We start from the raw sequence: 25,580 nt of genomic DNA, 5'->3' as shown, positions 1-25,580 counted from the left end.
TGCCCGACGCCTCCCGCGACGACGACGCCCTCGCCCTCCAGATCCTCAGCGACGGCAGCCAGCGCGAACTCCGCACCATCCTCGACCGCCTCGACACCGCCCACGTCGAAGCCGACGAACTCACCGTCCACACCCCCGACCTCGACGACGTCTTCTTCGCCCTCACCGACGCCACCCGCGTCCCGCACCAGTCCGACCCGTCCAACCCGTCCGAACAGTCCGACCCGTCCGGCGCGCCGGCCCGGTCGGTCAACTCCCAGGAGGACGAAGTCCGATGAGCTCCCTCTCCCTCGCCGTGCGCGACTCGTCCACGATGCTGCGCCGCAACCTGCTGCACGTCCGGCGCTACCCGTCCCTGACACTGAACCTGCTGCTCACGCCGGTGATGCTGTTGCTGCTCTTCGTCTACATCTTCGGCGACACCATGAGCGCGGGCATCGGCGGCGGCGGCGCGGACCGTTCCGAGTACCTGAAGTACCTCGTCCCCGGCATCCTGATGCTGACCATCGGCGGAACCACCATCGGCAGCGCGGTCTCCGTCTCCATGGACATGACCGAGGGCATCATCGCCCGCTTCCGCACCATGGCGATCCACCGGGGATCGGTGCTCATCGGACACGTCGTCGGCAGCGTGCTGCAGTGCGTGATGAGCGTGGTCGTCGTCGGGGCCGTCGCGGTGGCCATCGGTTTCCGGTCCACCGACGCCACCGTCCTCGAGTGGCTGGCGGCCTTCGGCCTGCTGGTGCTCGTCTCCCTGGCGCTCACCTGGATCGCGGTCGGCATGGGCCTCTCCAGCCCCAACGTCGAGGCGGCCTCCAACAACGCGATGCCGCTGATGATCCTTCCGCTCCTCTCCAGCGCCTTCGTCCCGCTGGACGCGATGCCCGGCTGGTTCCAGCCGGTCGCCGAGTACCAGCCCTTCACCCCGGCCATCGAGACCCTGCGCGGACTCCTGCTCGGCACCGGGATCGGCAACAATGGCTGGATCGCCGTCGCCTGGTGCCTCGGACTGGCCCTGCTCGGCTACTTCTGGTCCACCTCTCTCTTCAACCGCGACCCGAAGTAGCACCGGCACCCGGCTCGGCGGCGCACCCGACACCCCGTCGGAGTGCGCCGCCCGCGCCTGTGCGGGAACACCCCTCGCCGATCCGCCGCGAACGGCCGGACACGGCCTAACGTGGCGCCATGCGTGTACTCGTCACAGGCGGAGCTGGATTCATCGGGTCGCACATCACCGAGGCCCTGGTCTCGGCCGGGCATCAGGTGGTGGTGATCGACGCGTTGCTGCCCTCGGCCCATTCCGGCGGCACCGCCCCGGAAGGGCCGTACGAGCGGCTGATCGTGGGTGACGTACGGGACCCCGCGGCAGTGGCCGGCGCGCTGGCGGATGTCGACGCGGTCTGCCACCAGGCGGCGATGGTCGGTCTGGGCAAGGACTTCGCCGACGCGCCGCTCTACGTCGGCTGCAATGACCTGGGCACGGCGGTGCTGCTCGCCGCGATGGCGGCGGCCGGAGTCCGGGATCTGGTGCTGGCCGGGTCGATGGTGGTGTACGGCGAGGGGAAGTACGACTGCCTGCGGCACGGGCCCGTCCGGCCGGGGCCTCGCGCCCGGCACGATCTGGAGGCGGGCCGCTTCGAGCCCCGCTGCCCTTCCTGTGGGACGGATCTCGTACCGGGGCTGGTCCCCGAGGACGCCCCGGCGGACCCTCGGAACGTCTACGCCGCCAGCAAACTCGCCCAGGAGCACCTGGCCGCCGCGTGGGCGCGCGCGACGGACGGCCGGGCGGTGTCGCTCCGCTACCACAACGTGTACGGGCCGGGGATGCCGCGCGACACCCCGTACGCCGGGGTCGCCTCGCTTTTCCGCTCCGCGCTGGCGCGCGGTGAGGCGCCCCGGGTCTTCGAGGACGGCGGCCAGCGGCGCGATTTCGTGCACGTGACCGATGTCGCCGCGGCCGCCGTGACGGCGCTGACCGCCCTGCCGCAGCGGGCCCCCGGTGCCCTCACCGCCTACAACACCGGGAGCGGGGAGCCGCACACCATCGGGGAGATGGCGGCGGCGCTCGCCGCCGCGCACGGCGGTCCGCCGCCGGTCGTCACCGGGGAGTTCCGGCTCGGGGACGTACGCCACGTGACGGCCGACTCCGGTCGGCTGCGCGCGGAACTGGGCTGGCTGCCGAAGGTGGGGTTCGCCGAGGGCATGGCGGAGTTCGCCGCCGCCCCGCAGCGGGGAGCGGCGGTCGTGCCCCCGGGTGGCGCCCGGCTCGCGGACGTCTGACGGAGGGACACGGCGGAGGGCGGCCGCCGCTACGGAGGGCTGCCCGATCGACGTCACCGTTTCGGTGGGCCCGTATGCAAGCAAATGTCCGATCCGTCTCCATAGGGTGAGCCGGGTGACCGACACCTCGACCAACTCCCTCACGCCCACGCCCACCCCGTTCTCCGTCGACGTGGTGCTGCCCTGCCTCGACGAAGCCGCAGCCCTCCCCCGGGTGCTGGCCCGCATCCCGGCCGGCTGGCGCGCGATCGTCGTCGACAACGGTTCGACCGACGGCTCGGCGGAGGTGGCGCGTTCGCTCGGCGCCACCGTCGTGCACGAGCCACGCCGCGGCTTCGGCTCCGCGTGCCATGCCGGACTCGTCGCCGCCGAGGCGGAGTTCGTCTGCTTCTGCGACTGCGACGACTCGCTGGACCCCGGCCTGCTGCCCTCGTTCGTCCAGCGGGTCGCCTCCGGGACCTGCGATCTCGTGCTGGGCCGTCGCCGTCCCGAGGGGCGGGGCGCCTGGCCGCTGCACGCCCGGCTCGGCAACATCGCGCTCGCCCGGATGCTGCGGCGCCGGACGGGTCTGCGGCTGCGCGACCTCGGCCCGCTGCGCGCGGCACGCCGGACGGACCTGCTGGCCCTCGACCTCACCGACCGCCGCAGCGGGTATCCGCTCCAGATGGTGGTGCGGGCCTCGGACTCCGGGCTCAGGATCGCCGAGGCGGACGTCCCGTACCGTCCCCGAACGGGAAGGTCCAAGGTCACCGGGACCTGGCGGGGCACTTGGCACGCGGTGCTCGACATGCGTACGGTGCTGCGGGAACCGCCCGTCGCGCGCACCGCCGTACGGACGGAGTCGTGTCGATGAACCCGTACGCACCGACCTCCGCCGACGCCTCGCTCCCCTCGGGACCGACCACTGTCCTGATCCTCGCGAAGGAGCCGGTTCCCGGGCGGGTCAAGACCAGGCTCACCCCGCCGTTCAGCCCCGAGGAGGCGGCGGAGCTCGCCGCCGCGTCCCTCGCGGACACCCTGCTGGCCGTGCTCTCGCTGCCCGCCGCGCGCCGGATCCTGGTCCTGGAGGGCGGGCCCGGCCCCTGGCTGCCTCCGGGCATCGACGTCGTGCCTCAGTGCTCCGGCGGTCTGGACGAACGGCTCGCCGGGGCGTTCGGCGGCTGCGACGGTCCGGCGCTCCTCATCGGCATGGACACTCCGCAGATCGAACCGGCCCATCTGGCGCCCGCGTTGGCGCCGGACGGGTGGGACCGGTGCGATGCCTGGTTCGGGGAGGCGGAGGACGGCGGGTTCTGGGCCTTGGGGCTCGCGTCCCCGGACCCCGCCCTGCTGCGGGGCGTCCCCATGTCCGTACCCGAGACCGGCGCGGTGCAGCGTGCGCGGCTGCTCGACGCCGGGCTGAGGGTCCGTGAGCTGGACCGGCTCCGCGACGTGGACACCTCCGAGGACGCGGTACGGGTCGCCGGCCTCGCGCCGCACGGACGGTTCGCCGCGACGCTCGGCCGGCTGAACCGGACGGCGGCCCGATGAGCGACTCCCAGGTCGCGGGCAACGTCCCCTGGGCGGCCGACCCGTACGCGAACGCCCTCCGCTCCGGCCGCGGGCCGCTCTTCCTCCGCCGCACGGACGGCCTGCTGATGCCACTGGACGTGGAGCGCTGGTGCCTGAGCGCCGACGACGCCGACCTGTCGGCGCTGAGCCGCTGCGAGGGACCGGTGCTCGACATCGGCTGCGGACCGGGCCGACTGGTGGCCGCGCTCGGCCGGCGCGGTCATCGGGCGCTCGGCATCGACGTGAGCGAGGCCGCCGTGGCCCGTACCCGCGGTCTCGGCGGGTGGGCCCTGCGGCGCAGCGTGTTCGACCGGCTGCCGGGCGAGGGACGGTGGGGCACGGTGCTGCTCGTGGACGGCAACATCGGTATCGGCGGGGATCCCTCCGCGCTGCTGGATCGGGTGGAGGCGCTGCTCGCCCCGGGCGGGCTCCTCATCGTGGAGACGGACCCGCTCGACCTGGACGAGCAGTCCGAGGTACAGCTCCACGACGGAAGCCCCGCCTCGGGCGACGCACTCGACGTCCGGCGTCCCGAACCCCCGCCGGCGCCGTTCCCATGGGCCCGGCTGGGGACCCCGGCCCTGCTGCGCCACGCGTGTCCGCAGGGGTGGCGGGCAGTCGATCAGTGGGAGTCCGACGGGCGCCCCTTCGTCTCCCTGCGTCGCCGGGACTCCCGGCCGCTCCCCCGCCACGTGGACAGGACGAGCCAGAGCGCCGAGACGGCGAAGAACACCCCGGTCACGAGGAGCCAGTTGCCGAGGAAGACGTCGACGGAGAGCCCGGTGTAGCGCTCGTAACGTTCGGAGAGCCGGGCGATCAACGGGAACTGGACCACCAGGAGCAGCAGGGAGAGGAACGCCGGTACCCGTACGAAGTTGATCCGGTCGCCACCCGGGCCCGGCCGCGCCCCCAGCGCCTCGCGCAGGGCGCGGTCGGCCGTCGAGTACACCGGCAGCAGGACGAGGTCGTGCACCACGGCCGCACCGGCGAACCAGAGGATGATCCGCAGGGTGTCGCCGTGCAGGAGCCTGACCCCGGCGTACCCGGTCAGGGCGAAGGTCGCGGCCAGGAGCAGCAGGTGCAGCGGCCCCTCGCCGTACCGGCGCCGGAAGGGGCGCCTGCCGCGCGGCCGGGTCGCCGTGCTTCGTGCCCGGTCGCCGGCTCCTCCGTCCGGGTCCCGCTCGTGGCCGGTCACAGGACTCCGAAGGTCAGGGACCCGACCCATTTGGTGTTCATCACTCCGGGAGCGGCCGGCACGATGATCCGCGCCGGATGGCCGTGGTCGGCCGACAGCGTCTCGCCGTTGACCTCCAGGGCGAGCAGTGAGCGGCCGTCGCGCACCTGGTTGTCGCGCAGGGCGGCCCGGCGGAACGAGCCGGTGCGCTGTACGGATTCCACCAGGACGCCCGGGGGGTCGTCCGGGAAGCCGGCGATCGCCGCCAGGTCTCTCAGCGGCACCCCGCGCCACCACTGGTCGGAGGTGGACCAGCCTTCCACGCAGGCGATGGGGAGCGCCGCGCTCGTCTGTTCCATGGCGAGCAGTTGGGCCCGGGTGAAGCGGAAGGTACCGGCCGGGCCCCGCACGGTCAGGCGCCAGGCCGGCCCGATGTCGGCGGGGATGATGTGCACGGAGGCGGCGGTCTTGTTGATCTGGAAGCCGTTCGGCCCGCTGCCCGGGTTCTCCACCCCGTGCGGGGTGAGCAGGGCGGTGGGGCGCAGTGCGTCGGAGCTACGGCCGGCCGTGGTGGCCAGCAGCACCAGCGACCCGGCGCCCACCATGGCGAACGCGCCGCGCCGGGAGAGCGTCGCCGGGGCGGGCGCGGGCGCCGCCAGGGTGTCCTTCTCCCCGGCCGGGATCCCGGCGCGCAGGACCCGTACGGCCTTCGGGAGCTTGAGCGCGGTGTGGCTGAGGAAGCCGGCCAGGAAGACCCACGCTCCGTAGAAGTGGAGCCGGTAGAAGGAGCCGGGGAAGACGTACTCCAGCTGGATGTTGAGGAGCCCGGTGACGAACTGGAAGAGCGCGCCGCCGACCAGCAGAACGATGGAGAGCCGTTCCAGCGCGTGTCCCGGGGACCGGACCGGCGGGAGCGCGAAGAGCCGGGGGATCACCGACCAGAGCTTGGCGAGCAGCACCGGGACCAGCACGGTGCCGAGGGTGACGTGCACGCCCTGGGTGAGCCGGTAGAGCCAGTGCGGGTCGGTCGGCCAGGAGAACAGGTAGAAACCGAGCAGCCCCTTGTCCGGTGTCTTGTCGTTGACGGCCGCGAGATCGGGGTTGTACGAGGCGTAGGAGAGGAGCCCGGTGACCGCCACCAGGGTCAGCCCGACGAGCAGGACGACGCCGAGCACCGCGGTGAACCGGGCTCCCCGCAGCGGGCTGCGCCAGAAGTCCGGTCGTGCCGGGCCCGTGAGGGCTGTGAGACGTCGCATGAGGTCACCCATGGTGCGACCGTAGGGTGCGCGCGCCCTGTAGGTGCGGGGACGCGCCTCCCAACGTGCGGGCGCGTTACTCCGTGCGCGGGAGCGCGGCTGCCCGGTGACGCCCCGCCGCGCGAAGCGGCCCGGTCGGCAGGGGAATCGGCTGCCGGAGGCTTAGCGTGCCGGGGTGAGGACCGAGGAGCGCGCCGGACGCGCCGGAGGAACGGCAGCCGCGGAGACCGCGAGTGCGGCGGACCGCGCGGGACACCGGGACCTGACGGCCGCGGCCGGGGGTGCGGTGCTGGTGGCGGTGGCGGCGCTCGTCGGCTGGGCCGTGAACGGCGACGGGTCCCTCTACGCGGGGTGGCCGCCCCTGATCGCCTCGTGGGACCCGCACGTGGGACCCGGTACCCCGGCGGCGCTCGCGCTGGCCGTGCTCGCCGTCGGCGTCGGCCCCCGGGTGGCCGTCCGGACGCGCTGGCGCGGGCTGCTGGTCCTCTCCTGGGCGGTCTCGGCGGCGTGGATCTTCTCGCTCGCGCTGGTCGACGGCTGGCGGAGCGGGTTCGCCCTCAAGCTGACCAGCCGGCACGAGTACCTGGCGGGCGTCGCCGGGTTCCACGACATCGGCACCGCGCTGCGCACCTTCGAGGACCACATCGTGATGGGCCGGCCCGGCAACTGGCCGACCCATGTGGCCGGGCATCCGCCGGGCGCCACTCTGCCGTTCGTGTTCCTGGACCGGATCGGTCTCGGCGGGGCGGTGTGGGCGGCGGTCTGCTGCGTGGTGCTCGCGGCGACCGCCGCCGCCGCCGCGCTGGTCACCCTGCGGGCGCTGGCCGGTGAGCGGATCGCCCGGAAGGCGGCGCCGTTCCTCGTCCTCGCGCCGGGGGCCATCTGGGCGGGCGTCTCGGCCGACGCCGCGTTCGCGGCGGTCGCCGGCTGGTCGATGGCGCTCCTCGCGCTGGCGGCGACGCGCACGACCCGCTTCCCGGTGACGGCGGCGGCCGGGTCGGGCCTGCTGTTCGGGCTGGTCTGCTACCTGAGTTACGGACTCCCTCTGACCGGTCTCCTGCTGGCGACCGTCCTGGTACTCGCCAGGGCGGCCCGCCCGCTGCCCGCGTTCGCCGCCGGATCGCTGGTGGTGCCCGCACTGTTCACTCTGGCGGGGTTCCACTGGTGGGACGCGTATCCGCTGCTGGTGGAGCGGTACCACCAGGGGGTGGGCGGCAAGCGGCCGTACGCGTACTGGGTCTGGGCCAACCTCGCCGCCGTCACCGTCTCCGCCGGCCTGGCCACGGTGGCCGGGCTGCGCCGGTCGGTGGTCTCCGCGCCCGGAGCCGTGCGGGCGCTACGGACCGGCCGGCCGCTCACCGGGACGCAGCGCCTCGCCGTCCTCACGCTGGCGGCGGCGCTGGCGATCGTGGCGGCCGACCTGTCGGGGATGAGCAAGGCCGAGACGGAGCGCATCTGGCTGCCCTTCGTCCTCTGGCTGCTGCCCGCCGCCGCCGCGCTGCCCGATCACCACCGGCGCGGCTGGCTCGGCGCCCAGGTGGTGCTGGCGCTCCTGGTCAACCACCTGCTGCGGACGAGCTGGTGACGGGGGCGCCTCGAAGTGCCGCCCGCGAAGGCGCTCGCAGGGCTCCCGCGACGCCTCACCCCGCCGGCTTCCACCCCAGCGCGGGCCCGAGGACGGCCGCCGTGTCGTGGAGGATCTGGACGTAGTCCTCGTGCTCGAAGCTGAACGGCAGGGCGAAGGCGACCTCGTCGACCTCCCGGAACGCGGCGTGGGCGTGGAGTTGCTCGGCGAGTTGCTCCGAGGTGCCCACGAGGTCGGGGGCGAACATCATGCGCGCGGGTCCCTGCGGGGCGGTGGTGCGGGGTGCCCGGCTCCGGGCGTACTCCTCGTACTTGGCGCGCTGCGCGGGGGTGGCGGAGTCGGTGGGGATGACCACGAGCCCCTGGGAGACGCGGGCCCGGTCGCCGTCGGGGTGGTGGGCGCGGAAGGTCCGGATGTGGGAGAGCTGGATCTCGGCGAAGTCCGGTGACGCACCGGCGTCCTCCGCCTTCACCACGCTGCTCGTCAGCAGGTTCATCCCGTTCTCGCCGGCCCACCGGGCGGACCGGAGGCTGCCGGCGCCGTACCACATGCGGTCGCGGAGGCCCGGGGCGTGGGGTTCGACGCGGTCCGAGAACACCTCGATCCCCTCGGTGCCGCTGAAGGCGGTGGCCCGTTCTCCGCGTACGAGGTCGAGCAGCCGGCTCACCCGTTCGTGGCTGAAGTCCTCGTCGGCGGCCGTGTCCGGGTAGAGGGCGTCCTTGACCCGGTCGAAGTGCATCGGCGGTCCCACGCTGACGCCCGGCTCCAGGCGGCCCCCGGAGAGGATGTCCACGGTCGCCAGGTCCTCGGCGAGGCGGAGCGGGTTCTCCCAGCCGAGCGGGATGACGGCGGTACCGAGGTGGATGCGGCTGGTGCGCTGGGTGGCCGCCGCCAGGACGGCCATCGGGGAGGAGATGCCGTACTGGAGGTGACGGTGTCTCACCCAGGCGCTGTCGAAGCCGAGTTGCTCACCCAGCTCGATGATGCGCAGGGTCGACTCGTGACCGGGGCGCGGGTCCGCGCCGTCGAACAGGCCGATCGTGAGGAACCCGAGCTTGCGCAGCGGTTTCGAGGTGGGCGGCACACGTTCCTCCGTCGTCGTTCACGGCTTCCTGCCGGGCGGCCGAGCCGTGCTCATTCTGGCAGGCGGGGCCGGGTGAAAGATGGCGGCAGTGTTGCGGGATCGGTCCGCCGTCCCGGTGGCCGCGCGGTCCCGGACACGCCTCCGCCCCGGCCGGGTGACCCTGGCCGGGGCGGAGGCGTACATGCGGTGGGCGGTGCGGGCACTCGGGTACGGGCACTCAGGTACGAGCACTCAGGTACGGGCACTCAGGTACGAGCACTCGGGTACGGGCACTCAGGTACGAGTTCTCACGTGCGCGCGCTCACCCGGGCAACCGGATCAGGCGAGGGTCGCGATCGCCTGGTTGAAGGTCGCCGAGGGGCGCATGACGGCGGCGGCCTTCTCCGGGTCGGGCTGGTAGTAGCCGCCGATGTCGACCGGGGAGCCCTGCACCGCGTTCAGCTCGGCGACGATGGTGTCCGCCTGCTCGGTGAGGGTCTTGGCCAGCGGCGCGAAGGCCTCGGCGAGCTGCGCGTCGTCGGTCTGCGCGGCCAGCTCCTGCGCCCAGTACAGGGAGAGGAAGAAGTGGCTGCCGCGGTTGTCGATGCCGCCGAGCTTGCGGCTCGGGGACTTGTCCTCGTTCAGGAACGTGCCGGTGGCGCGGTCCAGGGTGTCGGCGAGGACCTGGGCGCGGGCGTTGCCGGTGGTCTGCGCGAGGTGCTCGAAGCTGACGGCCAGGGCGAGGAACTCACCGAGGCTGTCCCAGCGGAGGTAGTCCTCCTTGACGAGCTGCTGGACGTGCTTCGGGGCCGAGCCGCCGGCGCCCGTCTCGAAGAGGCCGCCGCCGTTCATCAGCGGGACCACGGAGAGCATCTTGGCGCTGGTGCCCAGCTCCAGGATCGGGAAGAGGTCCGTGAGGTAGTCACGGAGGACGTTGCCGGTCACCGAGATGGTGTCCTCGCCGCGGCGGATGCGCTCCAGCGAGAAGGCGGTGGCCTCCTCCGGCGACTTGATCGAGATGTCCAGGCCGTCCGTGTCGTGGTCGGCGAGGTACGTCTTCACCTTGGCGATGAGGTTGGCGTCGTGCGCGCGGGTCTCGTCCAGCCAGAAGACGGCCGGGACGCCGGTGGCGCGGGCGCGGGTGACGGCCAGCTTGACCCAGTCCTGGATCGGCAGGTCCTTGGTCTGGCACATGCGGAAGATGTCGCCGGCGCCGACGGCCTGCTCCAGGACGACGTCGCCCGAGGCGCCGACCACGCGGACGGTGCCGGTGACCGGGATCTCGAAGGTCTTGTCGTGGCTGCCGTACTCCTCGGCCTTCTGCGCCATCAGACCGACGTTCGGCACGGAGCCCATGGTCGACGGGTTGTAGGCGCCGTTGGCGCGGCAGTCGTCGATGACGACCTGGTAGACACCGGCGTAGCTGCTGTCGGGCAGCACGGCGAGGGTGTCGGCCTCGTTGCCGTCCGGGCCCCACATGTGGCCGGAGGTGCGGATCATGGCCGGCATGGAGGCGTCGACGATGACGTCGCTGGGGACGTGCAGGTTGGTGATGCCCTTGTCGGAGTCGACCATCGCGAGGGCCGGGCCCTCGGCGAGCTCGGCCTCGAAGGATGCCTTGATCTCGGCGCCGCCCTCGGGCAGGGAGTCCAGGCCCTTCAGGATGCCGCCGAGGCCGTCGTTCGGGGTGAGGCCGGCCGCCGCGAGCACGTCGCCGTACTTGGCGAAGGTGTTCGGGAAGAAGGCGCGGACGACGTGGCCGAAGATGATCGGGTCGGAGACCTTCATCATGGTGGCCTTGAGGTGCACCGAGAAGAGGACGCCCTCGGACTTGGCGCGGGCGACCTGCGCGGTGAAGAACTCGCGCAGCGCGGCGACGCGCATGACGGCGGCGTCGACGACCTCGCCGGCCAGGACCGGGACCGACTCGCGCAGCACGGTGGTGGAGCCGTCGTCACCGACGAGCTCGATGCGGAGCGAGCCGTCCTCGGCGATCACGGCGGACTTCTCGGTGGAGCGGAAGTCGTCGACGCCCATGGTCGCGACGTTCGTCTTCGAGTCGGCCGTCCAGGCGCCCATGCGGTGCGGGTGGGCCTTGGCGTAGTTCTTGACCGACGCGGGGGCGCGGCGGTCGGAGTTGCCCTCGCGCAGGACGGGGTTGACCGCGCTGCCCTTGACCTTGTCGTACCGGGCGCGGACGTCCTTGTCCTCGTCGGTCTGCGGGTCGTCCGGGTAGTCCGGGAGGGCGTAGCCCTGCGCCTGGAGCTCGGCCACGGCGGCCTTGAGCTGCGGGATCGAGGCCGAGATGTTCGGCAGCTTGATGATGTTGGCGCCCGGCGTCTTGGCCAGCTCGCCCAGCTCGGCAAGCGCGTCATCGATACGCTGGTCGGCCGTGAGGCGCTCCGGGAAGCTGGCGATGATCCGGCCCGCGAGGGAGATGTCGCGGCGCTCGACCGTGACACCGGCGGTCGAGGCGTAGGCCTCGACGACGGGCAGGAACGAGTACGTCGCCAGGGCAGGGGCCTCGTCGGTGTGCGTATAGATGATGGTCGAGTCAGTCACCGGGTGCTCCGCTCCACGTCTGCAACATTGCTTGACATCAAGATATCTCGTGACCGGTCCGGTCTCCACAAGGGACCCCGTACCCGCGCGCTCACGCCCCGGTCCGCCCCGTGGCGGAGGCCGGGTCCCGTGGATCGGACCCGGCCTCCGGCGGATGTTCCCGGTCAGGCCTCGCGGGCGGTCTTCACGCCGCTGAGCAGGGCGTACAGCACGAGCGACGAGGCGAGGCCGACCGCCCAGCCGTAGTCGGCGAGGGGCTTGAGGAAGGGCACGATCCCGTCCTCGGGGAAGGGGCCCGCGCCGGGTGCGGAGTGCGATCCGCCGACCGCGAGGAGGCCGCCGACGAGGAAGGCGGCGACGGCCCTCCAGTTCCATCCGCCCACGTACCAGTAGCGCCCGCCCGGCTTGTACAGGTCCGGCAGGTCGAGCACCGTGCGGCGGACGTACCAGTAGTCGGCGATGAGGATGCCCGCCACGGTACCGAGCAGGCCGCCCACCAGGCCGAGCCAGGTGTAGATGTACAGCTCGGGCGTCTCGGTGAGCTTCCACGGCATCATCAGCACGCCGACGACACCGGTGACGAGCGCCCCGGTACGGAAGCTGATCAGCTTCGGTACGACGTTGGCGAGGTCGTACGCGGGCGAGACGACGTTGGCCGCGATGTTCACGGAGAGGGTGGCGACGAGCACGGTCACCAGGCCGAAGAGAAGCCCGAAGACGTTGTCGGTCTTCGAGACCAGCTGGACCGGGTCCCAGATCGTCTCCCCGTACACCGCCTGCGAGCCGGAGGTGACGAGGACGGACAGCAGGGCGAAGAACGTCATGGTGGTCGGCAGGCCGAGGGTCTGCCCCCGGACCTGGGCGCTCTGGCCCGCGCCGAAGCGGGTGAAGTCGGGGATGTTGAGGGAGAGGGTGGACCAGAAGCCGATCATGCCCATCAGGGACGGGAAGAAGACCGGCCAGAAGTCGCTCCCCCAGCCGAGCTCGGAGGGCTGGTCCAGCAGCGGCCCGAACCCGCCGGCCTTCACCGCGATCCAGATCAGCAGCACGACCGCGCCGACGATCACGAAGGGCGCGGCCCAGCTCTCGAACCGGCGCAGGGTCTCCATGCCCCGGTAGATGATGGCGAGTTCGAGGGCCCAGAAGAGAACGAAGCAGAGCCAGAGCGTCCACGGCTGGCCGCCGACGGTGGAGGCGTCGGCCCAGCCGCCGAAGATCTTGCCGAGCAGCGTGAAGACGCCGACCCCGCCGATCCAGGTCTGGATGCCGAACCACGCGCAGGCGACGGCCGCCCGGATCAGGGCCGGCAGGTTGGCGCCGCGCAGCCCGAACGAGGCGCGGGCCAGCACGGGGAACGGGATGCCGTACTTGGGCCCCGCGTGCCCGGTCAGCAGCATCGGCAGCAGCACGATCACGTTGGCCAGCGCGATGGTGAGGACGGCCTGCTTCCAGTCCATGCCGAGGGCGACGAGCCCGGAGGCGAGCAGCCAGGACGGGATGTTGTGCGCCATCCCGATCCAGAGGGCGGCGAAGTTGTACGTGGTCCAGGTGCGCCGTTCCAGGGGGACGGGGAGCAGGTCCTCGTTGACGAAGGACGGGTGGCCGGGCACCTCCCCCGGGGCCAGGGCGACCCGCCCGGAGAGGTCGGCCCCGGCGCTCGCGGGCGCCTCGCCCGGCGGCGCGGGCGACGGCGGCGGAACGGGCGGGGTCGGTGGAGTGGGCGGCGTCGGTGGGGTGGGCGGGGTGGTTGCTGTCATGCGGCTGGACCCTTCGCTCGGGAGTGGTGCCGTGCGGGGCGCGAACGGGACCCCGGGCCGGGCTGCGGTGCCGGGCCCGGGACGTACGTACAGCCGGTGCGGGGGTGCGGTGCGGGCGGGGTGTCCCGCCGGGGCGGACGGGCGGTCGGCCGGGGCAGGGTCGGTCGACTGCCGCAGGGGTCAGTCGGCGAGGGCGGGGATGACCGTCGATCCGTAAGCGTCGATGGTGGCCTCGCGGGCGTCGTGCATGTCGTAGACGGCGAACTGGTCGACGCCGAGGTCGCGCAGGGCCCGGAGCTTCTCGATGTGCGCCTCTGCGGGGCCGAGGAGGCAGAACCGGTCGACGATCTCGTCCGGGACGAAGGCGGTGTCCGGGTTGTCGCTGCGGCCGTGGTGGCTGTAGTCGTAGCCGGAGCGGCCGGCGATGTACGCGGTGAGGGCCTCGGGCACCAGGCCGGAGTGCTCGCCGTACCGGGAGACCAGGTCGGCGACGTGGTTGCCGACCATGCCGCCGAACCAGCGGCACTGCTCGCGCGCGTGGTCGAGGTCGTCGCCCACGTAGGCCGGGGCGGCGACGCAGATGGTGACGGAGTCCGGGTCGCGGCCCGCGTCCGCCGCGGCCTTCCGTACCGCCTTGATCATCCACTCGGTGAGGAACGGGTCCGCGAGCTGGAGGATGAACCCGTCGGCCTTCTGCCCGGCGAGGGCCAGCGCCTTGGGCCCGTACGCGGCCATCCACACCGGCAGCCGGCCGTCCTTCACCCACGGGATGCGGATCCGCTGCCCGTCGACGGACGCCTCGCGCCCCTCGGCGAGGTCGCGGATGACGTCGATGGCCTCGCCGAGCCGGGCGAGGGTGTTGGGCCGGCGTCCCGCGACCCGCATCGCGGAGTCGCCCCGGCCGATGCCGCAGACGGTCCGGTTGCCGTACATGTCGTTGAGGGTGGCGAAGGTGGAGGCGGTGACCTCCCAGGTGCGGGTGCCGGGGTTGGTGACCATCGGGCCGACGATCAGCCGCTCGGTGTGTTCGAGGATGCGGCTGTAGATGACGAAGGGCTCCTGCCAGAGCACCGCCGAGTCGAAGGTCCAGCCGTACCGGAATCCGTTGCGTTCGGCGCGGCGCATCAGGCCGACGACGGACGAGGCGGGCGGGTCGGTCTGGAGTACGAGTCCGAAGTCCATGTCGCTGCTCCTGGTCCAGTGCGCGAAAGGTGGCGCGCGGGGCGGACGGCCGCGGCCGCCCCGGCCGGTGAAATTCCGTCCGTTGCAGGCTGGTTCGCCCGACAGGGGCACCGCGGGCACGCGCCCACGAGTGACGTTCTCCGGCGGAATCCTTCCATATCGGACCGTGCCGAACCCTGTACGACGGCGCCTCGGACGCGAGTCGCGGAGCGATGATTCTGGACCGCTTTCGGCACCTTGGGAAGAGGGGCTCGGGAGGTGCCGTCACCCGGTGCGGTACGTGCGGGTGGTGCGGTACGTACCGCACCACCCGCGCGCACTCAGCAGTTCGGGACGCCGGGGAGCCAGCTGGCGGCGTTGTCGATGTAGATGTTGGAGATGTAGCCGCCGTAGTCCGGCAGGTAGGACCAGGCGTCGTTGCTGTAACCGCCGGACTGGACGAGCTGTCCGTGCACCTGGCACTGCACCCGTACGGTCGTGGGTCCGGCGAGCTGGGCGACCCGGGTGGAGGTGCTGGTGGCCTGCTGGCGGATGTTGACGTCGGTGCCCCAGGTCGGGAAGGACTTGGTCGCGGCGCCTGCGCCGGTCCAGAGGTACTCGACGGTGACGTAGCCGTTGTTGTTCAGGCCGATGTTGTAGAAGGTTCCGTCGGCGAGGTCGATGCCGGCCGGGTTGAGCACCTTGCGGCCGGACCCGTCCAGACCGCCGTTGTACCCCTCCAGATAGGCGGCCTGCGCCTCGGGCTTGCCCTGCGGGAGGTCCTTGAAGGACTCGCGGGTGGAGGAGAGGTTCCAGTAGTCGTCCTTGGTGTTCCACGGGCCGACGTCCCACACCGGGGCCGTCTCGCAGCGGGCGGGTCCGCAGACCTTGACCGAGTACTGGGTGCTGCCCTTCGGGGAGAGCCCACGCCGGGACGGCAGCGCCACGAAGTGGTCGCTGGCGACGATCACGTGCCCGTTGGCGGTGGTGCCGCCCACCAGTCCCTCGCGGGTCGCGTACACGGTGGACGTGACGGACGCCGCCGCCGTGACGGACCGGGGCGCGTCGGGGTCGAGTTCGGCGCTCAGGGACAGGGCGCGGAGGCTCGGCGCGGCACCGTCGGGGGCGGCGACCAGCACGATCCGGGTCTGCACCCGGGTGACGGCCCGGGGCAGCACGGCGGGGGCGGCCTCGCTCGCCTCCCGCCATTCGGTCCACCGGCCGAGACCGTCCTGCCCGCGCACGTCGACCACGACCTGCGATCCGGCGGGGAGGGTGACGTCCACGTCCGGGGTGATCCGGTCGACGGCGCGGTCGAGTTGGCGTACGGGGAGGAGGACCGCGCCCTGGCCGCGCGGGGTGCGCGCGGAGGCGGGCCGCACGTTCCGGTCACGGAGGCGCAGGGTGCCGTCGGCGCGGCTGACGTTGGTCTCGTCCCCGGTGGGGGCGGAGAGGTCCGCCCGCCAGCTGACGCTGCCGAGCGGGGCGTCCCCGGGGGCTGCGTCGCGGGCGGCGGCGGGGCCGGCGGCGAGCGAGAGAGCGGCGACGGCCAGCAGGGAGACGGCGGCGGCCGGCCCTCGGCGGACGAGGGACGCGACGCGGCGGGGTCCCGGTACGCGGCGTACGGGCACGGGCAGGGCGGCGGGGCGGGGTCTCGGGTCACGGCGCACGGTGCGCCTCCTTCTCGGTGGGGGGCGGGGAAGGACTCGCGGGCGGTGGGTACGCCCGGGAGGGTGGTGCCGAAAAGAGGGTGGTGCCAAAAAAGGTGGGCCGGTGGTGCTGTTGGTGCTGGTGGTTCCGGGGGACGACGGACGCGGACACCGGCGACCGGGCCGTCGGCCGGAACCCGGGGCGGCACCTCCTGCGGGCCCCGGGCGCACCGGGCCGACGACCTGGTGACGACATGACACGTGACCGCCACGGTGGTGCGGCCCCGGGCGTCGCGCAAGCCATTCGTTCCTGGTCGAAGGAGGCCCTCGCACCCTTGCCGCCGGGGCGGGGCTCCCGCTACCTTCCACCTCCCCTGACATGCATGCGTCAGATCTGCAATGCGCGTAGAGTTCCGCCCGGGCGAGTGCCGCCGAACGCCCGTGACCGCCGGGGGTGCGCCGTGCTACGGGTGGAGTTCACGCACCAGGAGCTGGCCCGCCTGCGTCTCGCCCCCGACGTGGACCCGCTCTGGGAAACGGCACTGAGCCTGCATCTGCTCCAGAACCGCCAGGCACCCCTCGTGTTCGGGGCGTGGCGCCGCGAGGTGGCCGAGGCCCTGCGGAGCTCCGGGCTCGCCCCCGCGACCCGCGCCCTGTTCCGGCTCTGCCCGGACCGCTCGTACTTCCCCGACTTCCTGACACCCGGCCGCGGGGACACCGATCTCGACGCCGGCCTCGAACGGCTGCTCTCCACCCCCCGGCGCCGCCTCCGCGCCGAACTCACCCGGCTGTACGCGCACACCGGCCGGCCCGTCCCGGCAGCCGTACGCCCCCTGGCCGACGGCTGCCCCCGGGCCCTGCACCACCTCGCCGCCACCCTGCGCGCCTACCACCGGGTGGCCGTCGCGCCCTACCTCGACGCGATCCGCGAGCAGGCGGCGGCCGACCGGACCGCCCGCGCCGAAGCCGTCCTCACCCATGGCGCGGAGGGCCTTCTCACCGGGTACGACGAGCTGCCCGGCTGGCGCTACCGGGACCGCGAACTGCGCGCCCCGTACCCACGCGACCGCGAACTTGCTTTACGGGGAAGGGCGTTGACCCTCCTCCCGGCCTTCTTCTGCGTCCGCTCCCCCATCACCCTGGTGGACGAGGAGCTGCCCCCGGTTCTCGTCCACCCGCTCTCCCCCGCGCCGGGCTGGCTCGAACGCCGGCACCACGGCGGCGACGCCCCGGCGGCGCAGCTCATCGGCGCCTCGCGCGCCGAACTGCTGCGGATGCTGGACCGCCCGATGACCACCATGGACCTCGCCGCGGCGCTCCGGCTCGCCCCGTCGACCGCCAGCAGGCACGCCACCGTCCTGCGGGAGGCGGGACTGCTCCTCTCCCAGCGCCAGGGCGTACGGGTGCTCCACCACCGGACCCGGCTGGGGCGGGCGGTACTGGAGGGAGCGCTGCGGTGAGACCAGGGCGGCCCCGGGCAATGCCCCACACCGCCCCCCGGTTCGCGACGCCACCCCTGTGACCTGCGGAACAACCGGGCGGGATGACGGTGCGGCTCGACCGTGCCGACTTCTCCCTGTAACAAAGCGGCCAGTACAGTACGGGAATGGTGACCCTCAGGGAGCAGATTATCGCCGACCTCGGCGTCAAGGCGGCAGTGGAACCGAAGGTGGAGATCCGGCAGCGGATCGATTTCCTCAAGGACTACCTGCGGTCGACCCCGGCCAAGGGCTATGTGCTCGGGATCAGCGGCGGGCAGGACTCCACGCTGACCGGCAAGTTGTGCCAGCTCGCGGCCGAGGAGCTGCGGGCCGAGGGGCACGAGGCCACCTTCCTCGCGGTGCGCCTGCCGTACGGCGTGCAGGCCGACGAGCACGACGCGCAGATCGCGCTGGAGTTCATCCGCCCGGACCGGTCGGTCGCGGTGAACGTCAAGCCGGGCGCCGACACCGTGGCCGGCGAGGTCGCGGTCGCGCTGGCCCAGCTGCCGGAAGGCGAACCGGAGCTGCGGGACTTCGTACGCGGCAACGTCAAGGCCCGCGAGCGCATGGTGATCCAGTACGCGCTCGCCGGGCAGCTGGGGCTGCTCGTCGTGGGCACCGACCACGCGGCCGAGGCGGTGACCGGCTTCTTCACCAAGTACGGCGACGGAGGGGTCGACCTCACCCCGCTCACCGGACTGACCAAGCGTCAGGGCGCGGCACTGCTGCGGGAGTTGGGCGCACCGCAGAGCGCCTGGGAGAAGGTGCCGACGGCGGACCTGGAGGACGGCCGCCCCGCACTGCCGGACGAGGTGGCGCTCGGCCTGAAGTACTCGGAGATCGACGACTACCTGGAGGGCGCGGAGGTCGCCCCCGGGGTCGCGGCGAGGCTGGAGTCGATCTACCTGGCGTCGCGGCACAAGCGCACCGTCCCGGCCACCCCGCTCGACGACTGGTGGAAGAACTGACCGCAGCGGACACGGCCCGGATCGGCGCGCACGCCTCCGGGACGCGTGCGCGCCGATCGGCGGCGGTCGCCGCCCCCGGCCCTGCGGAACAGCCGCGGGGCCGGGGACGCGCGCCTTCGGTCCGGACGGTCCGGCCCGATCGGGACAGCCGTCAGGCGACGGTCGCCGTGCCGACGACGATCCGGTGGTCCGAGCAGGCCGCGACGCCCGTGCAGGACGTGGAGATGGCGAGTGAGTCCTCGCTGTACGAGCCGGCCAACGCGCTTTCACGGACGAAGATCAGGTCGATCTTCGCGTTGCCCCCGCACGGCGGTGCCGCGCCGGGGGTGCCGTCCGCCGTCCACTCCCCGTACCCGAGGCAGTTGCCCGCGTCGTTGTCGTCGAGCTCCCGGTACGCGCCGGTGTTGTTGCCGTTGTTCGGCACGTCGAGGCTCGGCGCGTAGAACGGGTTCAGCCGGCCGTAGTGCGGCTGGGCGTTGAAGTCGCCCGAGATCAGGACCGTCTCGCCCGCGGAGTGGTAGGCCTCCAGTTTCTGCCGCACGGCATCCAACTGGGCCACGTTGAACGACTGGTTCGTGGTGATGTGCGTCGTACAGAACCGGATCGCGGGGGTGGCGGCCAGCGGCGCGCACAGCAGGTTGCGCTTCTCGGCCGAGCCGTCGTCCGGCAGCGCGATACGGGCCGCGGTGCCCAGCGGCTGCTTGCTGAACAGCGCGTTGCCGAACTGCTCGCCGTTGCACACCGAGGAGTTGCCCGCCGCGCGGCTCGGTTCGAAGCGCGCGAAGTTCTGCGTGTCCGCGGGCCAGCCCTTGGCGCGCAGCGCGGTCACCAGGGCGTCGTACTGCCCCCTGCACAATTCGTTGAACCCGGCGAAGTCGGCCGCCCGGTTCACGATGGACGCGGCAGCCTGATCCACCATGCCGTCGGTGGTGGAACCGTCGTGGATGGTGTTCCCCGCCACGTTCCACTGCCACACCGTGTACGTATGAGGCGTCGCCGCCTCCGCCTGTGCCGCCACCCCCGCCGGCGACAGCACCGCGGCCAGTGCTCCCGCGAGCACGAATCGGGTGCCTCGTCGTCGAATGTCGTGAAGTCGCATCGTCAGTCCCCCTCTTTGCGTCCGGCCGCTCGGCGGCCGGACGCCGCACTGCGCCGGCACGGTGGCGATCCTAAAGCGTGTCGCGAGAGTAGCGCCGTCCACCCGGAGGGCGAGTCCGGCGGCGTCCGGCGCGTGCGACCGCACGGCGGAGAATCGCCCCGGTACCGGCTGTATCGGGCGACCCCGACCACGCGGCGAGCGTGCGTGCGTGCGTGCCAGGTGTCGCCGGGCAGGCGGGACTTCCACCTCACGGCCCAGAAGGCTGCCCCCGTCGGAGCGAGGCCGTCCCCGTGGGGAGCGCCCGCGGGGGCTGTTCCATCGTCGTGGGAGCGCCGGCGGGAAGCTGTTCCATCGTCGCCATCTTGTGACCAGGGGTGATGTTCCCCCTCATCTAAGGGCAGGCTAACCTAAGCCGCATGAAAGCTGGTGAGAGCATTTCCGGCACGGCGTACGCCTCTTCGGCCGTCGGCGTGCCACAGACGCGCGGTCACGGACTGTCCGCGGACGCGGTGACCGTGGCCTACGGCCGTACGGACGTCGTGCACGCGGCGAGCCTCGCTCTGCGGCCTGCCGAGGTGACCGCGCTGGTGGGTCCCAACGGCAGCGGCAAGTCGACGCTGCTGCGTACTCTCGCCCGGCTCCAGAACGCGCGCAGCGGCTCGCTCACCGTGGACGCCGGCACCGACGGGGCCACCGACGGCTTCGCGCTCGGTGCCCGTGAATTCGCGCGGTGCGTCGCGCTGCTGACGCAGTCCCGGTCCACTCCGGGCGGCCTCAGCGTGCGGGACGTGGTCGAGTTCGGCCGCTATCCGCACCGGGGCCGCTGGGGCCGTCCGGACCCGGACGGCTCCGCCGCGGTGGACCGCGCCCTCGCCCTCACCGGCGTCGAGGACCTCGCCGGGCGGGGCGTCGAACAGCTCTCCGGCGGGCAGCTCCAGCGCGTGTGGCTGGCGAGCTGCCTGGCGCAGGAGACGGGCGTCCTGCTCCTGGACGAGCCGACCACCTACCTCGACCTCCGCTACCAGGTCGAACTCCTCGACCTGATGCGCGATCTCGCCGACCTCCACGGCATCGCCGTGGGTGTCGTCCTCCACGACCTCGACCAGGCGGCGTCCGTCGCCGACCGGGTCGCCCTGCTCCACGCGGGACGCGTCGTCGCCGACGGCGCGCCCGAGGACGTGTTCACACCGGAACTGCTGTCCGACGTCTACGGCATCCGTATCGACGTCGACACCGATCCGTCGACCGGCAGGCTGCGCACCCGCGCGATGGGCCGCCACCACTCCAGATCCGAAAGGCTCAGCACCTCCTCATGAAGCGTCACCTCATCGCCGCGGCCACCGTCGCCGTCGCCGCCCTCTCGCTGACCGCCTGCGGCACCTCGGAGCCGTCCACGGACGACTCCGCCGCCTCGGCCTCCGCGAAGCCCGCCTCGCAGAAGATCACCGTCACCGATGCCACCGGCACGAAGGTGACCCTCGACGGGCCCGCGACCAAGGTCGTCGCCACCGAGTGGAACGTCATCGAGGACCTGGTGACCCTGGGCGTCGCTCCCGTGGGTGTGGCGGACGTGAAGGGGTACGCCGCGTGGAACACCGCGGCCCCGCTCACCGGGAACCCGAAGGACATCGGCACCCGAGGCGAGCCGAGCATGGACACGGTCGCGGCCCTCGCGCCGGACCTCGTGGTCGCCACCGACGACCTCTCCCCCGACGTCGTGGCGCAGCTGCGCAAGGTCGCCCCGGTCATCCAGGTGACCTCCGCCGACGGTGCCGACCAGGTCGGCACGATGACCAAGGGCCTCGACCTCATAGCCCAGGCCACCGGCAAGACCGCCGAGGCCGAGACGGTGAAGGACGAGTACGAGGCGAACATCGCCAAGAACAAGAAGGCCCTGGAGGACGCCGGTCTCGGCGGCGCCTCGATCGCCTCCGCCGACGGATACGTCGACGCCAACCAGGTCTCCGTCCGCGCCTTCACCGGCAAGTCCCTGCTGGGCGCGGTCAACGAGCAGCTCGGTCTGAAGAACGCCTGGACCGTCGAGGGCGACAAGGCCTACGGCCTCGCGACCACCGATGTCGAGGGTCTCACCAAGCTCGGTGACGTCCACTTCACCTACGTCGCCAACGACGTGGACGGTGACGCGTTCGCCGACAACCTCTCGAAGAACGCGGTCTGGAAGTCGCTCCCGTTCGTCAAGGACGGCAATGTGCACCGGCTGCCCGACGGTGTCTGGATGTTCGGCGGCCCCCGCTCGATGGAGGCGTACGCCGACTCCCTCGTCGACGCCCTGACGAAGAAGTAGCGCGCCGTGGCCGTCATCGACAACACCGCGGTCGGCCGTGACCGCACCGCCGCGGTCACGACGGGCGCGGTCGCGGTGACAGCCGGGCTCGTGCTGCTCGTCCTGGTCCTCGCCGTCGTCGACATCACCCAGGGCACCGCCGACGTCGGCGCCTCGCAGGTCTGGGACGCGGTTCTCGGCCGGGCCGACGCCGGGGACTCCTCCGTGGTCATCGCCTCCCGGCTGCCGCGCATGGTCGCCGGCATCCTCGTCGGGCTGGCACTCGGCGCGGCCGGTACCGCCCTCCAGGCCGTCAGCCGCAACGTCCTCGCCGCGCCGGACACCCTGGCGGTGAACGCCGGTTCGTACCTGGCGCTCGGCGTGGTCGCCGTCACCGGCGTCTCGCTGCCGTTCCTCGCCTCCTCCGGCGCCGCGTTCGTCGGCGGGCTGGCCGCCGCGGCCGTGGTGCTCGGGCTCTCCGGGCTCGGCAAGGGGACGGTCCGTCTGGTCCTGGCCGGCAGTGCGCTGATGCTGGGTCTGAACGCGGTGACCGAGGCGCTGCTGCTGCTCTTCCCCCAGCGGACCGAGGGTCTCTACCGGTGGGGGCAGGGCGGCATCGGGCAGAACGGGTTCGACGGCGTCCAGCAGATGGTCCCCTTCGTCGTGGTGGGGCTCGTCGGGCTGCTGCTCGTCGCGCGCCGGGTCGACGCGCTCGGTCTGGGCGACGACGCGGCGCGGGGGCTGGGCGTGCCGGTGCGGGGCACCCGTATCACCGCGGTCGTGCTCGCCACGCTGCTCTCCGCGGCGGCCGTCACGCTCGCCGGCCCGATCGGGTTCGTCGGCCTCTGCGCCCCCGCTCTGGTACGTCCCCTGGCCCGCCGGTTCCGCGGGCTCGTACGGTTCCGCGTCCAGATGCCCGTCGCCGGTCTGATGGGCGCCGCTCTCATCCTCGGCGCGGACGTGCTGCTGCGGGCTCTCGTGCCCGCCGATCTCGCCGTGGAGGTGCCCACGGGCGTCGTCACGACGGTGGTCGGCGGGGTCTTCCTGGTCGTGATGGCGCTCCGTACCCGGGACACGGCCTCGGCCGAGGCACCGGACCGTTTGCGGATACCCGGCCGGACGGCGTACCTGGTCACCGTGGTCGCGCTCGTCGTCGTGCTGGTCGGCGTGGTCGTCGTGGCGGTGCTCGTCGGTGACGCGAAGCTGCTGCTCGGGGACGTCGTGAACTGGGCGCAGGGCAAGTCCGGGCGGGTCGTCACGTACGTGCTCGACACCCGGGTTCCCCGTGTCGTCGCGGCCCTCCTCGCGGGCGCGGCGCTGGCCCTGTCCGGCACCCAGGTGCAGGCGGTGACCCGCAACCCGCTCGCCGAGCCGGGCATCCTCGGTGTCACCGGCGGGGCCGGCCTCGGAGCCGTACTGATCGTCACCACCGTGACGGCGGCGAGCTCCTGGCTGATCGCCGGAGCGGCGTTCGCCGGGGCGGCGGTCGCGTCCGGGCTGGTCTTCGGGCTGGCGGCGCGGGGCGGTTTCGGGCAGAACCGGCTGGTCCTGCTCGGGATGGGGGTGTTCGCCACCACCACGGCGCTGATCAGTCTGGTCATCGTGCTCAGCGACCCGTTCGACACGACACGGGCCCTGACCTGGCTGTCCGGCTCCACCTACGGCCGGAACTGGCCCGACGTGCTGCCGGTCGCGGTGGTGCTCGCGGTGGGCCTGGTGTGGTCGGTGGTACGCCGCCGGGAGCTGGATCTCGTCGCACTGGACGAGAACACCCCGAGGCTCCTCGGGCTGCACCTCACCCGGGCGCGCCTCGGTTTCCTCGTGATGTCGGTGCTGCTGGCGGCGAGCGCCGTCGCGGCGGCCGGTCTCATCGGCTTCGTCGGCCTGGTCGCCCCGCACGCGGCGCGTGCGCTGGTGGGCCGGCGGCACGCACGGGTCGTCCCGGTCGCGGTGCTGCTCGGCGCGGTCCTGGTCTGCCTCGCGGACATGGCCGGCCGTACGGTGATCGCCCCGGCGCAGCTGGGAGCGGGCCTGATGACGGCCGTCATCGGCGCCCCGTACTTCCTGTACCTGCTGGTCCGTACCCGCCGCTGACCCGCGTACGTACGTCGGAAGCCCCGCCCGGACACCACGTCCGGGCGGGGCTTCGTGCGTGCGGGCCTGCGGGCCTGCGTGGCGTTCCTGCGTCCGGGCCGCTCTCAGTGGGCGAACTGGCAGATCCCGCGCGGCAGATAGGTACCGTGGCCGGCGTGTCCGACGTACGTGTGGTTGTCGATCACCGGGACACCGCGCGAGATCACCGTCTCCACCCGGCCCGTCAGGCGCTTGCCCTCGTACGCCGAGTAGTCGACGTTCATGTGGTGGGTCGCGGCCGAGATCGTCTGCTCGGCGTGCGGGTCGTAGATGACGATGTCGGCGTCGGAGCCGGGGGCGATGGTGCCCTTCTTCGGGTACAGCCCGAACATCCGGGCCGGGGTGGCGCAGGCGATCTCGATCCAGCGGCGGAGTCCGATGTGGCCGTCGACGACGGCCTGGTGGAGCAGGTCCATGCGGTTCTCCACGCCGGGCATGCCGTTGGGGATCTTGCTGAAGTCGTCGCGCCCCAGCTCCTTCTGCCCCTTGAAGCAGAACGGGCAGTGGTCGGTGGAGACGACCTGGAGGTCGTTGGTCCGCAGCCCGCGCCAGAGCGCCGCCTGGTGCTCCTTCGGGCGCAGCGGGGTGGAGCAGACGTACTTGGCGCCTTCGAAGTCGGGTTCGGCGAGGTTGTCCGTCGACAGGAAGAGGTACTGCGGACAGGTCTCGCCGAACACCGGGTGGCCCTCGTCCCGGGCGCGTGCGATCTCGGCGAGGGCTTCCTGCGCGGATACGTGGACGACGTAGAGGGGCGCCCCGGCCACCTGGCTGAGCTTGATGACCCGGTGGGTGGCCTCCGCTTCGAGCAGCGCCTTGCGGACCTCGCCGTGGTACCGGGGGTCCCGTTCACCTCGGGCGAGCGCCTGTTCGACCAGTACGTCGATGGCGAGGCCGTTCTCGGCGTGGGCCATCACCAGTCCGCCGTTGGAACCCGCGCGCTGCATGGCCCTCAGGATCTGGCCGTCGTCGGAGTAGAAGACCCCCGGGTAGGCGGTGAAGAGCTTGAACGAGGTGACGCCGGCCGAGACGAGCTGGTCCATCTCTTTGAGCGAGGAGGCGTTCACGTCGGACATGATCATGTGGAAGCCGTAGTCGATCGCGCACTTCCCCTCGGCCTTCTCGTGCCAGGCGTCGAGTCCGGCCTTGAGCGAACCGCCCTTGGACTGGATGGCGAAGTCCACGATGGTCGTGGTGCCGCCCCAGACGGCGGCCAGGGTTCCGGTCTCGAAGGTGTCGGAGGCGTACGTGCCGCCGAACGGCATCTCCATGTGGGTGTGGGCGTCCACCCCGCCCGGGATGACGTACTTCCCGGTGGCGTCGATCCTCCGCCCGGTCCAGCCCTCGGCCGTGTCGCTGCCGTGGGCGGCGAGCGCGACGACCCGGCCCCCCTCGATCAGCACATCGGCGTGGATCTCGTCGGACGCGGTGACGACCAGACCGCCGTGGATCACGGTGCGGCTCATATGCCTCTCCTCGCTGTGCCGGGAAGGGACCAGACCCACGGGGACGGGACCCGGTGCGTGGTGAAGAAGGGAAGCGGCGAGACCCGCGGCCTCCTGGGGTGGGCGGCGCGGTGC

General features: G+C 72.5%; 19 protein-coding genes and 1 pseudogene. 12 read left to right on the top strand and 8 right to left on the bottom strand.

Going from position 1 to position 25,580, the window contains the following annotated elements:
- The 6 genes and pseudogenes from ACWCWD_RS35550 to ACWCWD_RS35525 all read left to right on the top strand — a co-directional run.
- Nucleotides 1–278: pseudogene (locus ACWCWD_RS35550) on the top strand (hypothetical protein); the annotation flags it as partial.
- Nucleotides 275–1,066 (top strand): ABC transporter permease, encoded by a 792-nt coding sequence (locus ACWCWD_RS35545; RefSeq protein ID WP_450779551.1) that lies wholly within the window; start codon nucleotides 275–277, stop codon nucleotides 1,064–1,066. The pseudogene ACWCWD_RS35550 and the gene ACWCWD_RS35545, both read left to right, overlap by 4 nt.
- 119 nt (nucleotides 1,067–1,185) lie before the next feature.
- On the top strand, nucleotides 1,186–2,280 hold the full coding sequence (locus ACWCWD_RS35540; RefSeq protein ID WP_450779549.1) for an NAD-dependent epimerase/dehydratase family protein: 1,095 nt from the start codon (nucleotides 1,186–1,188) through the stop codon (nucleotides 2,278–2,280).
- Nucleotides 2,281–2,395: 115 nt separating this feature from the next.
- Nucleotides 2,396–3,133, top strand: coding sequence for a glycosyltransferase family 2 protein (locus tag ACWCWD_RS35535; RefSeq protein ID WP_450779547.1), 738 nt, complete (start codon nucleotides 2,396–2,398; stop codon nucleotides 3,131–3,133).
- Entirely contained in the window at nucleotides 3,130–3,810 is a 681-nt protein-coding gene (locus ACWCWD_RS35530; protein WP_450779545.1) for a TIGR04282 family arsenosugar biosynthesis glycosyltransferase, read from the top strand. Before ACWCWD_RS35535 ends, ACWCWD_RS35530 begins: the two co-directional genes overlap by 4 nt.
- Nucleotides 3,807–4,619, top strand: a complete 813-nt coding sequence (locus ACWCWD_RS35525; RefSeq protein WP_450779543.1) for a class I SAM-dependent methyltransferase — start codon at nucleotides 3,807–3,809, stop codon at nucleotides 4,617–4,619. Before ACWCWD_RS35530 ends, ACWCWD_RS35525 begins: the two co-directional genes overlap by 4 nt.
- 403 nt (nucleotides 4,620–5,022) lie before the next feature.
- Here ACWCWD_RS35525 and ACWCWD_RS35520 read toward each other — a convergent pair whose 3' ends face one another.
- Entirely contained in the window at nucleotides 5,023–6,261 is a 1,239-nt protein-coding gene (locus ACWCWD_RS35520; RefSeq protein ID WP_450779541.1) for a molybdopterin-dependent oxidoreductase, read from the bottom strand.
- A 175-nt stretch (nucleotides 6,262–6,436) separates the two neighbouring features.
- On the opposite strand from ACWCWD_RS35520, the gene ACWCWD_RS35515 reads away from it, so the two are divergent.
- Nucleotides 6,437–7,846, top strand: a complete 1,410-nt coding sequence (locus tag ACWCWD_RS35515) for a hypothetical protein (RefSeq protein WP_450779539.1) — start codon at nucleotides 6,437–6,439, stop codon at nucleotides 7,844–7,846.
- 55 nt (nucleotides 7,847–7,901) lie between these two features.
- Here ACWCWD_RS35515 and ACWCWD_RS35510 read toward each other — a convergent pair whose 3' ends face one another.
- The 5 genes from ACWCWD_RS35510 to ACWCWD_RS35490 all read right to left on the bottom strand — a co-directional run bounded on the left by ACWCWD_RS35510 (nucleotide 7,902) and on the right by ACWCWD_RS35490 (nucleotide 16,059).
- Entirely contained in the window at nucleotides 7,902–8,930 is a 1,029-nt protein-coding gene (locus tag ACWCWD_RS35510) for an LLM class flavin-dependent oxidoreductase (protein WP_450779537.1), read from the bottom strand.
- A gap of 318 nt (nucleotides 8,931–9,248) precedes the next feature.
- Nucleotides 9,249–11,471 carry an NADP-dependent isocitrate dehydrogenase gene (locus ACWCWD_RS35505; protein ID WP_450779535.1) on the bottom strand — a complete coding sequence of 741 codons (2,223 nt, stop codon included), beginning with the start codon at nucleotides 11,469–11,471 and terminating at the stop codon, nucleotides 9,249–9,251.
- Between the two features lie 164 nt (nucleotides 11,472–11,635).
- Nucleotides 11,636–13,228, bottom strand: coding sequence for an NCS1 family nucleobase:cation symporter-1 (locus ACWCWD_RS35500; RefSeq protein WP_450779534.1), 1,593 nt, complete (start codon nucleotides 13,226–13,228; stop codon nucleotides 11,636–11,638).
- A gap of 180 nt (nucleotides 13,229–13,408) precedes the next feature.
- Complete coding sequence (locus ACWCWD_RS35495) at nucleotides 13,409–14,410, bottom strand: TIGR03842 family LLM class F420-dependent oxidoreductase (RefSeq protein ID WP_450779532.1); 1,002 nt, start codon at nucleotides 14,408–14,410, stop codon at nucleotides 13,409–13,411.
- A 320-nt stretch (nucleotides 14,411–14,730) separates the two neighbouring features.
- Nucleotides 14,731–16,059: a hypothetical protein gene (locus tag ACWCWD_RS35490; RefSeq protein WP_450779530.1), complete on the bottom strand. Its 1,329-nt coding sequence runs from the start codon at nucleotides 16,057–16,059 to the stop codon at nucleotides 14,731–14,733.
- Between the two features lie 449 nt (nucleotides 16,060–16,508).
- Between ACWCWD_RS35490 and ACWCWD_RS35485 the strand changes: the two genes are divergently transcribed.
- Nucleotides 16,509–17,498 (top strand): ArsR/SmtB family transcription factor, encoded by a 990-nt coding sequence (locus ACWCWD_RS35485; RefSeq protein ID WP_450779528.1) that lies wholly within the window; start codon nucleotides 16,509–16,511, stop codon nucleotides 17,496–17,498.
- 146 nt (nucleotides 17,499–17,644) lie between these two features.
- On the top strand, nucleotides 17,645–18,487 hold the full coding sequence (gene nadE / locus ACWCWD_RS35480) for an ammonia-dependent NAD(+) synthetase (protein WP_450779526.1): 843 nt from the start codon (nucleotides 17,645–17,647) through the stop codon (nucleotides 18,485–18,487).
- Between the two features lie 151 nt (nucleotides 18,488–18,638).
- On the opposite strand, the gene ACWCWD_RS35475 is transcribed toward nadE, so the two are convergent.
- A complete protein-coding gene (locus tag ACWCWD_RS35475; protein ID WP_450779524.1) occupies nucleotides 18,639–19,586 on the bottom strand; it encodes an endonuclease/exonuclease/phosphatase family protein in 948 nt (315 codons plus the stop codon).
- A gap of 416 nt (nucleotides 19,587–20,002) precedes the next feature.
- On the opposite strand from ACWCWD_RS35475, the gene ACWCWD_RS35470 reads away from it, so the two are divergent.
- Genes ACWCWD_RS35470 through ACWCWD_RS35460 form a run of 3 tightly spaced genes read left to right on the top strand, consistent with a single transcriptional unit; the run spans nucleotide 20,003 to nucleotide 23,964 of the window.
- On the top strand, nucleotides 20,003–20,902 hold the full coding sequence (locus ACWCWD_RS35470; RefSeq protein ID WP_450779522.1) for an ABC transporter ATP-binding protein: 900 nt from the start codon (nucleotides 20,003–20,005) through the stop codon (nucleotides 20,900–20,902).
- Nucleotides 20,899–21,891 carry an ABC transporter substrate-binding protein gene (locus ACWCWD_RS35465; RefSeq protein ID WP_450779520.1) on the top strand — a complete coding sequence of 331 codons (993 nt, stop codon included), beginning with the start codon at nucleotides 20,899–20,901 and terminating at the stop codon, nucleotides 21,889–21,891. Before ACWCWD_RS35470 ends, ACWCWD_RS35465 begins: the two co-directional genes overlap by 4 nt.
- A gap of 6 nt (nucleotides 21,892–21,897) precedes the next feature.
- Nucleotides 21,898–23,964, top strand: coding sequence for an iron ABC transporter permease (locus tag ACWCWD_RS35460; RefSeq protein WP_450779518.1), 2,067 nt, complete (start codon nucleotides 21,898–21,900; stop codon nucleotides 23,962–23,964).
- Nucleotides 23,965–24,068: 104 nt separating this feature from the next.
- On the opposite strand, the gene hydA is transcribed toward ACWCWD_RS35460, so the two are convergent.
- A complete protein-coding gene (gene hydA, locus ACWCWD_RS35455) occupies nucleotides 24,069–25,466 on the bottom strand; it encodes a dihydropyrimidinase (RefSeq protein WP_450779516.1) in 1,398 nt (465 codons plus the stop codon).
- Between the last annotated feature and the right edge of the window lie 114 nt (nucleotides 25,467–25,580).

It is taken from the genome of Streptomyces sp. NPDC001493 (assembly GCF_053597235.1).
The sequence above is the reverse complement of the archived record's forward strand: the minus strand, read 5'-3'. Positions and strand labels throughout refer to the sequence as shown.